The organism is Comamonas testosteroni (genome assembly GCF_030505195.1).
Lineage (GTDB): Bacteria > Pseudomonadota > Gammaproteobacteria > Burkholderiales > Burkholderiaceae_C > Comamonas > Comamonas testosteroni_G.
Genome location: NZ_CP129672.1, coordinates 984,436 through 995,430 on the forward strand (window position 1 = coordinate 984,436; position 10,995 = coordinate 995,430).

10 protein-coding genes and 3 tRNA genes are annotated in these 10,995 nt (G+C 59.5%); 2 read left to right on the forward strand and 11 right to left on the reverse strand.

What is annotated here, in order from left to right; genetic code table 11:
• Positions 1 to 38: 38 nt before the first annotated feature.
• The 7 genes from QYQ99_RS04480 to QYQ99_RS04510 form a co-directional block, all read right to left on the reverse strand.
• On the reverse strand, positions 39 to 1,232 hold the full coding sequence (locus tag QYQ99_RS04480) for an MFS transporter (RefSeq protein ID WP_302091603.1): 1,194 nt from the start codon (positions 1,230 to 1,232) through the stop codon (positions 39 to 41).
• Entirely contained in the window at positions 1,229 to 2,839 is a 1,611-nt protein-coding gene (gene rmuC / locus QYQ99_RS04485; RefSeq protein ID WP_302093112.1) for a DNA recombination protein RmuC, read from the reverse strand. Before rmuC ends, QYQ99_RS04480 begins: the two co-directional genes overlap by 4 nt.
• Positions 2,840 to 3,117: 278 nt before the next feature.
• Entirely contained in the window at positions 3,118 to 3,525 is a 408-nt protein-coding gene (locus QYQ99_RS04490) for a tautomerase family protein (RefSeq protein ID WP_302091604.1), read from the reverse strand.
• Between the two features lie 139 nt (positions 3,526 to 3,664).
• Positions 3,665 to 4,642: a 2-hydroxyacid dehydrogenase gene (locus QYQ99_RS04495; RefSeq protein WP_302091605.1), complete on the reverse strand. Its 978-nt coding sequence runs from the start codon at positions 4,640 to 4,642 to the stop codon at positions 3,665 to 3,667.
• A gap of 64 nt (positions 4,643 to 4,706) precedes the next feature.
• Positions 4,707 to 6,125, reverse strand: coding sequence for a sodium:proton antiporter (locus QYQ99_RS04500; RefSeq protein ID WP_302091606.1), 1,419 nt, complete (start codon positions 6,123 to 6,125; stop codon positions 4,707 to 4,709).
• Positions 6,126 to 6,207: 82 nt separating this feature from the next.
• The gene (gene pncB, locus QYQ99_RS04505; protein ID WP_302091607.1) at positions 6,208 to 7,443 is read right to left on the reverse strand and encodes a nicotinate phosphoribosyltransferase; all 1,236 of its coding nucleotides are present in this window, start codon (positions 7,441 to 7,443) and stop codon (positions 6,208 to 6,210) included.
• A gap of 228 nt (positions 7,444 to 7,671) precedes the next feature.
• On the reverse strand, positions 7,672 to 8,151 hold the full coding sequence (locus tag QYQ99_RS04510; RefSeq protein WP_302091608.1) for an acyl-CoA thioesterase: 480 nt from the start codon (positions 8,149 to 8,151) through the stop codon (positions 7,672 to 7,674).
• A 351-nt stretch (positions 8,152 to 8,502) separates the two neighbouring features.
• On the opposite strand from QYQ99_RS04510, the gene QYQ99_RS04515 reads away from it, so the two are divergent.
• Entirely contained in the window at positions 8,503 to 9,051 is a 549-nt protein-coding gene (locus QYQ99_RS04515; protein WP_003076988.1) for a phasin family protein, read from the forward strand.
• A gap of 266 nt (positions 9,052 to 9,317) precedes the next feature.
• The gene (locus tag QYQ99_RS04520; RefSeq protein WP_302091609.1) at positions 9,318 to 10,076 is read left to right on the forward strand and encodes a 3-hydroxyacyl-CoA dehydrogenase; all 759 of its coding nucleotides are present in this window, start codon (positions 9,318 to 9,320) and stop codon (positions 10,074 to 10,076) included.
• Between the two features lie 94 nt (positions 10,077 to 10,170).
• Here QYQ99_RS04520 and QYQ99_RS04525 read toward each other — a convergent pair.
• The 4 genes from QYQ99_RS04525 to QYQ99_RS04540 all read right to left on the reverse strand — a co-directional run bounded on the left by QYQ99_RS04525 (position 10,171) and on the right by QYQ99_RS04540 (position 10,976).
• A tRNA-Asp gene (locus QYQ99_RS04525) sits at positions 10,171 to 10,247 on the reverse strand.
• 48 nt (positions 10,248 to 10,295) lie between these two features.
• Positions 10,296 to 10,371: transfer RNA gene (locus QYQ99_RS04530), tRNA-Glu, on the reverse strand.
• 44 nt (positions 10,372 to 10,415) lie between these two features.
• A tRNA-Ala gene (locus QYQ99_RS04535) sits at positions 10,416 to 10,491 on the reverse strand.
• A gap of 149 nt (positions 10,492 to 10,640) precedes the next feature.
• Positions 10,641 to 10,976, reverse strand: coding sequence for a P-II family nitrogen regulator (locus QYQ99_RS04540; protein ID WP_302091610.1), 336 nt, complete (start codon positions 10,974 to 10,976; stop codon positions 10,641 to 10,643).
• Positions 10,977 to 10,995: the final 19 nt, after the last annotated feature.

Genomic DNA, 10,995 nt, shown 5'->3' on the forward strand with positions numbered 1-10,995 from the left:
GCCCAGGGCGCTCTTTTTCATGCATGCTGCCGGGCTGACTAATGTACCTTCCACTCATCCGTGGGCATATCCTGCTTGCCGATCAGCCAGGGCAGGCGCGAGGACACTGCGACCAGCCCCCCCACTGCCCAGAACAGGGCCGAGACTCCGACCACCGTGCCCAGCGAGCCGAACAGCACCGGCATCAGCACGCTGGAGCCGTTGATGGCCATCATGCGCAATCCCAGCGCCTCGCCATGGCGCTCGGGTGGCGTGATCTGATGAATCATGCTCATCACCATGGGCTGCACCGACCCCAGCACCACGCCCAGCAAGACCGAACAGGCACCCATGCTCCAGGCACCAGGCATGAAGGGATAGGCGATGAACAAGGCGCAGGCGGCAACCATGGCACCCAGCACCACTTGCGATTCGGTCAGATGGCGCGTGATGATAGGCATCAGCATGCGGATCACGGCCGCAGCAATCGCAAAAGCACCCAGGATGCTGCCGATCACCGAGGCAGGCAGCCCGCGCTCATGCCCCAGAATGGGCACGACAAAGGTGTGCACATCCCAGCAAGAGGAAAGCGCCCAGTTCAACAGCAGCAAGCGCCTGAAGCCCCGGTTCTGAACCAGATCCCAGGCCGCGGCTTTCTGACTCGCACCTTCGGTCTGCTGAGCCGGTAGCTCCTGCACCGTTCTTGCCCAGAACCAGGCCGCCAGAGGCATCAGGGTCAGCAGCAGGAAGGCGGCCCTGAAGCCTGTGGTACTGGCCGCTTCACCGCCTGCGTAGTCGATCAGCAACCCGGCCGCAAACGGCCCCAGAAAGTTGGAAATGGCCGGGCCAATCGCCAGCCAGCTGAAGACCTTGCGCAGCTCGTCCTTGTTGTGCGCCATGCGCCCCACATGGCGCTGCAAGGCGATCAGTGCCATGCCGGCTGCACCGCCCGTCAGCAGCGCGCTCAGGCACAGCACCGGATAAAGCGGGAACAACACAGCCACTCCTGCTCCGGAACATGCGGCCGCCACACTGATGATGAGCGGACGCTTGAGCCCGTGACGATCCGCATAGCGCCCCGCAGGCAGCGACAGAAACACCTGGGTCAGTGCAAACAGTGCCAGCAGCATGCCGACCGCGGCCGCGCTGTACCCCTGCTTGAGCGCCAGCAGCGGCGTGGCCATGCGCATTCCGGTCATGGTGCCATGAATACAGATTTGCGCGAGGATCAGGCGCAGCAGGGCCGCATTCATTCGTCGTCCTCGCTGGCTGTCTGATCACCACCAGGCGATGCGACCGGAAACAGGGGCTGCTCCTGCCCCGCCCCATTCGGCAGCTCCTGCACATTGCGCAAATGGCGCTGAATGGCGCGCGTGCGCACACCCACCTGATCAAACTTGCGCGCAGCGGCATCGATGGACTTGCGCGTGGCCTCCACCACCTCGCCGAACTTGCCGAACTCGGTCTTGACCTGACCGAGAACGCCCCAGACTTCAGAGGAGCGCTTCTCGATTGCCAGCGTCTTGAAGCCCATCTGCAGGCTGCTGAGCATGGCGGCCAGATTCGCGGGACCGGTAACCACGATGCGATGCTCGTTCTGCAGCGCCTCGACCAGCCCCGGGCGGCGCAGCACCTCGGCAAACAGGCCTTCGCTGGGCAGATACATGACGGCAAAGTCCGTGGTGTGGGGCGGCGCGATGTACTTGCTCGCAATCTTTCTGGCTTCGCCGCGAATCGAGCTCTCGAAGGCATTGCCCGCCGCGACAATGCCCACACGATCTGCGCTGTCCTGCGCATCCTGCAGGCGCTGGTAATGCTCGACCGGATATTTAGCGTCGATAGGCAACCATACGGGCTGCTCGTCGTTGCGCCCCGGCAGCCGGATGGCGAACTCGACCAACTCATCGCTGTCAGGCACGGCCTTGACGTTTTTCGCGTACTGCTCGGGCGTGAGCACATTGTCGATGATGCTGCCCAGTTGCAGCTCGCCCCAGGTGCCGCGTGACTTCACATTGGTCATCACACGCTTGAGGTCGCCCACGCTGCCCGCCAGAGTCTGCATCTCGCCCAGCCCCTTGTGCACCTGCTCCAGCCGGTCGCTGACCAGCTTGAAGGACTCGCCCAGACGCTGCTCCAGCGTGGCATGCAACTTTTCATCGACGGTTCGGCGCATCTCGTCGAGCTTGAGGGCGTTGTCGCTCTGAATCGTGGCCAGTCGTTCGTTGAGCGTTGCGCGCAGTTGCTCCGCCGTGGTCTGCTGGCCCTGTGCCAGGGCACCCAGCTGCTGGCTCACCGCATCCTGCAGCACGGCAAACTGATGGCGCAGTTGCTCGCCATTGCTGCCCAGCTGATCCTTGAGCGCAGCCCCCATATTGGTACTCATATGCGTGAGCTGCTGCTGGATATCGCCCTTGAGCGAGTCCAGCGTGCCGCGCGTCGTCTCGGCCAGGGCCTCGAAGCGCTGCTGGACATGGACTGCCTGCTCTGCACTGCTTTGGGCCAGTGCCGCGCGGGCTTGCTGGCTGTCGCCCGTCAGCCGCTGCGCAAGCTGGGCAACTTCTTCACGAAAGGATGCCAGCGCCGCCGCCTGCTCGCGTCTGGCGGACAATGCATCTTGCTGGGCCTGGGCCAACTGGGTCTGTACATGCTGAGTGACTCGATCCAGGGCGCCATCGCTCTTGGCCACCGTCATCTGCGTACTCTGGCTGCTGCGCTCGAGCTGCTGCAGCCTGACATCCAGCGCCTGCAATCCCTGCTGCAACTGGGCTTGCAGCCTCAAAGCATCAGGGCCAAGAGCAAGCTCCGTCTGACGGCGCAACCCCTGCAGCCGCCACAGCAGCACCAGGAGCAGGGCCACCATCAATACGGCCACTGCCGCCAACCCAAGCCACCACGTAGTCACTGTCTTGCCACGCCTTTCGCACTCTTTTTTTCATAGCTAGGAGCGCTTTTCAGTAAAGCGCTACAGGCTGTTTTGCATTGAAATTTCGCGAATGGCATTGCAGACTGAAGTTTGCAAGCACTAGCGCGCAGGCAAATTATCAGTCCTCAGAGCCACGAAAAATTCAATGCTGTCAAAAGTGCAGCTTCCGGTTGCAGACTTGGCGACAGCGAGGCTGCAACCGGTTGACGCAAGAATCAGGCGTCGGTGCCGACCTGCTGGGCAATGGCCATGGCGAACTTGCCGCCGCCCACCGACCAGTCGGAGTAGTCGTTTTCGTGCGTGAAGATGAACACATCGCTGGGTGACACGCCCGCCTCTTTTTCCAGATTGGCGGCGATATTGGCGTAGAGGGCACGCTTCATGGCGTCGCTGCGGCCACGGCGCATGGTGATCTCCACCACCACCACACGGCCCGAGCGCTGGTAGCCGTTGAAGGTGCGGCTGAAGAAGAACTTCTGCTCGTCATAGTCATCAACCATGTTGAACAACTCGTCGGCAGGCATGCCGATGCCATCGATCAAGGCCTGATGAATCCCGTTGACGATGGCCTGACGCTGGGCGGGCGTGGTGTCCTTGTGGACGCTGGTGCGGATAAAAGGCATTGCTGTCTCGATTGAAATAAGAAAAGCCCGCTGAGCGCCAAAGCGCCAGACGGGCAGAAATTATCAAAGCCGAAAAAGCGCTCAGATCACACATCCGCCCTCAAACTGATGTGACGAGAGCTGACCTAATGGAGGCGCATCAGACAAGCTGATTGACGGGTGTCAGCGGCCCCTTGCCTGCAAAGAAGGAGATCAGATTGTCTGCCGCCAGCGCCGCCATGGCCGTGCGCGTGCCCTTGGTGGCGCTGGCTATATGGGGGGTCAGCACCACATTCGGCACGGTCAGCAGATCGGGATGCACGGCTGGCTCGCCCTCGAACACATCCAGCCCCGCTGCGGCAATGCGCCGGTCTTTCAGCGCCTGGGCCAGAGCCGCATCATCCACGATGCCGCCGCGTGCAATATTGATCAGCGTGGCCGTGGGCTTCATCCGGGCAATTTCTGCCGCGCCGATGGTGTGGCGGTTCTCGGGGGTGAATGGCAGCACCAGCATCAGGTGGTCTGCACGTTCGAGCAGCTCCTGCTTGCCGACATAGCCAGCCTTGCACTCGGCTTCCAGCGCCGCATCCAGACGCGAGCGGTTGTGATAGATCACCTCCATGCCAAAGCCGTAAGCCGCACGACGCGCAATCGCCTGACCGATGCGGCCCATACCCAGGATGCCAAGCGTGCTGCCATGCACCTCGGCACCGGCAAACAGGTCGTAATGCCAGTCCTTCCAGAGCCCGGCACGCAGATAGTGCTCGCTCTCGGTAATGCGGCGGGCCGTGGCCATCAGCAGGGCAAAGCCGAAATCGGCCGTGGTCTCGGTCAGCACATCGGGGGCATTCGTGCCCTGCACGCCTGCGGCCGTCATCGCGTGCACGTCGAAGTTGTTGTAGCCCACCGCCATATTGGCCACGATCTTGAGCTGCGGACAGGCGGCCAGCAACTCGGCATCGATGCGCTGCGAACCCGTGGTCAGCACGCCATCCTTGCCCTGCAACTGCTGCGCCAGCTCCATCGGAGACCAGACCACATCGTCCTGATTGGACTGCACTTCAAAGTGCTGCTGCAGCCGTTGCACCACCTCGGGTGAAATGGCACGGGCGATCAGAATGCGAGGCTTGTTGCTCATCGTAGTTTCCTCTTCAAGTTATGCATGATGGCGGCGCACCGCAGTCCGGACAGCCTTGCGCGGCTTACAGGAACCAAATCCAGGTAATCAAAACCAGCAGCGGCACCAGCACGCAGACCGACCAGATCATGTAGCCAAAAAAGCCCGGCATCTTCACGCCACGATCTTCGGCAATCGCCTTCACCATGAGGTTAGGCGCATTGCCAATATATGTGTTCGCCCCCATGAACACGGCACCAGCAGAAATGGCGGTCAGCGTCAGCGCCATATCGGTCATCAGATGCCCGGGGTCGCCACCAGCGGTATTGAAGAACACCAAATAGGTCGGCGCGTTGTCCAGGAAGGAGGACAGCAGACCCGTAGCCCAGAAATACATGGCCGGGTTGGGCGTGCCATCGGCATTGGTAACTGCTCGCACCACGGCGCCGAACGGGCCATCGACACCGGCCTTGAGCATGGCGATGACGGGAATGATGGTCAGGAAAATACCTGCAAACAGCTTGGCCACTTCCTGCATGGGCCCCCAGCCGAACTCATTGGCCTGATGCACACGGGCGGGTGTGAGCTTGAGCGAAAGCACAACCACGGCCAGCAAACCCAGATCGCGCACAAGACCAGGCAGGCCCACATGCGTCCCGGCGATCTCGATACCCACAGGAGTGCGCCAGATGCCGCTGACCAGCACTAGCGCCACCACCACTGCCAGCAGAGCAAAATTCACACGGCCATCAAAGCCCAGACGACTTGGTGCTCCGGTCACGTCCATGCTGGGCGTCGGATCGGGCAGATCGGTCTCACCCTTTTCCCCCATCAGCTTGCGGTCTATCGCATAAAAAACGGCGAGCAGCGCCAGCGTGAGAAACAGCATGGAGCCCCAGATATGGCGCACGGTCCAGAAGAAATCCACCCCCTTCAGAAAGCCCAGAAACAGCGGCGGATCGCCTAATGGCGTCAGTGCGCCCCCGGCGTTGGAGACGATAAAGATGAAGAACACCACCACATGGGCCTGATGACGACGGTTGTCGTTGGCGCGCAGCAGCGGACGGATCAGCAGCATGGAAGCCCCTGTCGTGCCCATGAAGCTGGCCAGCACAGCACCGATGGCCAGGATGGCGGTGTTCAGCCCCGGCGAACCGCGCAGATTGCCACGCACATAGATGCCGCCAGCCACCGTGTACAAGGCGGTCAGCAGGACCACGAACGGCAGATACTCGGCCAGCAAGGCATGCACCAGATTCACGCCCGCCGCGCCCAAGCCGTAGACCAGCGCAAAAGGCAGCAGGAAGGCCAGCGCCCAGCCGGCGGTGACCTTGCCGAAATGGTGATGCCAGAATTGCGGCGACAGCAAGGGCATCAGCGCAATCGACAGCAGCATACCCACAAATGGCAGGCCCCAGGCCACGGACATGGCTGCACCGTCAATGTCTGCGGCCTGCGCGGTGGCCGCTGCCAGCGTCAGCAGCGTGGCAGCTGCGACTTTCATACAAGATTTGCTGTTCAAACGCCCATCCTCTCTGCTCTATGCCCTGCAATAGGCACAACTCCCGCCAATGATTCTTTGATTTCTATGCCAGCGAAACCGGCTCCGGCGGTGCAATGCTGAACACTTGGCGCAGATAGGCCAGGTATTTTTCATCGTCACACATGCTCTTGCCCGGCGTGTCCGATAGCTTTGCCACGGGCTGGCCGTTGCAGCGCGTCATCTTGATCACGATCTGCAAGGGCACATGCTCGGGGGGATTGCCCAGATCGTTGGTCAAATTGGTGCCGATGCCAAAAGCCAACTGGCAGCGACCGTTGAAGCGTTCGAACAGCCCGATGGTTTTAGGGATGGTCAGCCCATCGCTGAAGATCAGCACCTTGCTCAACGGATCGATCTTGTTAGCCTTGTAATGCGCAATCAGGCGCTCACCCCAGTCAAACGGGTCACCGCTGTCATGGCGCGCACCGTCAAACAGCTTGCAGAAGTACAGATCGAAATCACGCAGAAAAGCCGACATGCCATAAACGTCGGACAGCGCAATACCCAGATCGCCCCGGTACTCGCGCGCCCAGGACTCGAAGCCGAAGATCTGGCTGTCGCGCAGGCGCGGTCCCAGGGACTGGCAGGCCTGCAGATATTCATGGGCCAAGGTTCCCAGCGGGATCAGGCCCAGCTTCATCGCATACAGCACATTGCTGGTGCCCGCCAACTGTCCCTTGCGCTGACCGTTGACGCGCGCCGCCCCCGAGTGACCCAGCCTGGCGCAAAGTACCCGCAGCACCTCTTCATGCCAGGCCCTGGAAAAGCGCCTGCGGGTGCCGTAATCGGCAATCTTGAGCGACTCAAGGCCGGGCGCCTGCAGCAGCTCGATCTTCTCGTCCAGGCGCTTGCGTCCTTCCAGGAAGTTGGGCACAGGCTGGGTATTGCGGAAATACACCTCGTTGACGATGGCCAGCACCGGGATCTCGAACAAGATGGTGTGCAGCCAAGGACCCTGGATGGTGATGTCGATCTCGCCGCTGGCCAGGGGCGTGACCGTGATGTATTTGTCGTTGAGCTGGAACAGACTCAGGAAATCGACAAAATCGCTCTTGATGAAGCGCAGCGAACTCAGATAGGCCAGCTCGGCATCCTGAAAGCGCAGCTTGCACAGAGAACGGATCTCTTCGCGGATTTCATTGACGTACGGAGCCAGCTGCACGCCGGGGTTGCGGCATTTGAAGCGGTACTCGACCTGCGCGCCCGGAAACTGATGCAGCACCACCTGCATCATCGTGAATTTGTACAGGTCGGTGTCTAGCAGACTGGTGATGATCATGGACGACGGTGGGCCTGGCGGTCCGTTCAGTCATGGAACAAGGCTGGCTCAAAACACAGACTAAGCCGGCCTCAACAGAGACTGACGAGTGTAGGCGATTCCACACCCTGCACCGCACTCACTGCCTCTAAGCGCTTCTTGCAAATGCCGGCTTCGGAATTGCCACTATGTTTAACACTGAAATCAGCGTTAAACCCTTGATATGCATAAGCAATAAGCTATCAATTTTTATTGATCAGCCAGCTTTGCGCGCAGCAGTGGCTGCAGTGCCATGCGTAAGGGCTCTGGCAAAGGCACAGGCCGACGCGTCTGTCTGTCGACATAGACGTGCACAAAATGCCCTGCTGCAGCCGACTGGCTCGCGCCCTTGGCAAACAGACCCACTTCGTAGCGCACGCTGGAGCTGCCCAGATGGGCCACACGAATACCCGCTTCCACGGTTTGCGGGAAAGCCAGCGAGGCGAAGTAATTGCAATGGGTCTCTATCACCAGGCCAATCGTCTGCCCTGCATGGATATCCAACGCGCCCTGCTCTATCAGATACGCATTGACCGCGGTATCAAACCAGCTGTAGTAGATGACGTTGTTCACATGGCCGTAGACATCGTTGTCTGACCAGCGGGTGCTGATTTCACGAAACACGGGATAGGAGTCACGCGCCTGTGGCTGGGCGCGCAGAGGTTTGCCATGAGATAACGATGCGGTCATGCAGCCATTGTGCAGAGCTGCCCAGGCGCCGCCAGCACCACCGCGACAGGGCCTGGAAGTCACCGCTCGCCAACGCATGACGCAGCGCAGCAAAAAGCACAGCCATGCATTTTTTGTCAGTTATCAGACATAACAAAGTTTTTAAAAATCAGATACTTATCGAAAACAAGGAGTCATTAATTTTTTTGCTGCAACGCAACAAATTAATGCTTGCATTGCTGCAAATTCTCTTCCACAATGCACCCATGCTGCACTGCAACATAAAACTAGCTCAGAGCTAGCGGCCATGTCAGGGCAGAAGTTTCCTCCGGTCCGATCCCTTTGTTAGATCCGTAATTTTGGAGAATTGCCATGAGCCTGACCCCTGACCAAATCCTGAGCGCACAAAAAGCCCACTTCGAGACGCTGTTCGGCCTGACCAGCAAAGCCTTCGAAGGCGTGGAAAAGCTGGTTGAACTGAACGTCACCGCTTCGCGCGCCGCCTTGACCGAAGCTGCCCAGCACACCCAAGCCGTGCTCAGCGTCAAGGACGCCCAGGAACTGCTGACTCTGCAAGCCGGCCTGTTCCAGCCTCTGGCCGAGAAGACTGCTTCCTACAGCCGCCATCTGTATGACATCGCCAGCAACACTGCCGGCGAATTCAACAAGGCTCTGGAAGTGCAATCCACCGAAGCTCGCAAGAGTTTCAACGCCCTGCTGGACAACTCCACCAAGAATGCGCCTGCCGGCTCCGAATCCGCTGTGGCCATGGTCAAGAGCGCAGTCTCTGCCGCCAACAACGCTTTTGAGTCCGTGCAAAAGGCGGTGAAGCAAGCCTCCGACATGGCCGAAGCCAATTTCAACGCGGCCACCAAGACAGCAACCGAAGCTGTCAAGGCCACAACCACTGCCAAGCGTTAAGCACATGGTTATTGACATGCTTGGCAAAAACTAGGTGTTTACCCTATAATTGCCAGCATGTCAGGTCAGCATGCATTGATGTGGATGCCGACCTTGCGCAAGTTGTCTCCTTGGATCCTCCTGAAACCCCCGTTTCATGGATCCCTTCAAAGCCCAATCTTTCCGATTGGGCTTTTTTTTATGCGCGCTTTCCTCAGGTCTCCAACTCCTCCGCCCTGTGCATAATTGACGTTTACGTCAATAGACATCGAACAAGGAGATAGTTCATGCAGATTCAGGATCGCGTATTCATCGTGACCGGCGGCGCTTCGGGCTTGGGTGAAGGCACGGCGCGCATGCTGGCCGCCAACGGCGGAAAGGTCGTAATTGCCGACATGAATGCAGAGCGCGGCGAGGCCGTGGCCAGCGAAATCGGCGGAGTCTATCTGCGCTGCGATGTCAGCAATGAGGCCGACGGTCAGGCTGTGGTCGCCAAAGCCACCACTCTGGGCAAACTCGTCGGCCTGATCAACTGCGCCGGCATTGCACCGGCCGAGAAAACCGTAGGCAAGAACGGCCCGCACAGCCTGGCCGTCTATACCAAGACCATCATGGTCAACCTGGTCGGCACTTTCAACATGATTCGCCTGGCGGCGGACGCCATGAGCAAGAATGAACCAGAGCCCACCGGCGAGCGCGGCGTTCTGATTTCCACCGCCAGCGTCGCTGCCTATGACGGCCAGATCGGACAGGCAGCCTACTCTGCATCCAAGGGCGGCGTGGTCGGCATGACGCTGCCCATTGCTCGCGACCTGGCTCGCAGCGGCATTCGCAATATGACGATTGCTCCCGGCATCTTCGGCACCCCCATGCTTTTCACCATGCCGCAGGAAGTTCAGGATGCACTGGCCGCCAGCGTCCCCTTCCCCAGTCGCCTGGGCAAGCCCGAGGACTACGCCAAGCTGGTCAAGCAGATCCTGGAAAACGACATGCTCAATGGTGAAGTCATCCGCCTGGACGGCGCCATTCGCATGGCCCCGAAATAACGGATAAATCAAAGGCCTTGCCGTAAGGCCTTTTCTCCGGATCCCGGGCAAAGAAAAAGCCGCAATCAATTGCTTCATTGCGGCTTTTTGAATCTGGCGGAGTGGACGGGACTCGAACCCGCGACCCCCGGCGTGACAGGCCGGTATTCTAACCAACTGAACTACCACTCCTGGCAGGAAGCTTTGCTACACATTGTATAGCTTCAAGCGCTTCAAACTTGGCGACCCTACGGGGATTCGAACCCCGGTACTCACCGTGAAAGGGTGATGTCCTAGGCCTCTAGACGATAGGGTCAATCCTAGAACGATTCAAGTCTTGCGACTTGCCGTCAAAAATTTTGGTGGAGGTAAACGGGATCGAACCGATGACCTCTTGCATGCCATGCAAGCGCTCTCCCAGCTGAGCTATACCCCCCCTGAAGCAATGAAACAGTGTTTCTCTGCTGCAATGCGAAAATTGTAGCACAGGGTTTTCGCCAGTTTTCCCTAACTTCCGAGATTTTGTCGAAAGCATAAGAAAAGGGATGCAGAACGCATCCCTTTTCTTTCAGTGCCAAGCCTGCATCAGCTCACGGCACCGCCGTCACGGATGCGATGCATCTCGCCGATATCCACCGTCCAGACCAGACCGTCGCCAATCTGCCCGGTGCGGCAGGCCGCGACGATTGCTGCACGAATCGGCTCCACCATGGACTCTTCCACAATTACGCAGACCATGAGCTTGTCCGAAAAGTCGGTCAGCTCATCCTTGACCGTACGCTTGTCCACTGCCGCGGGGGCCGTAAAGCCCTCGGCCTTGAAAATCGTCACGCCGGGAAAATTCGGAATCGCACGCAGCTCGGTTCGTAGACGCTCCAGACGGCTGGGACGCACGATGGCGCGGATTTCTTTCATCGTCATCGGATCACTCCTTTCTCAA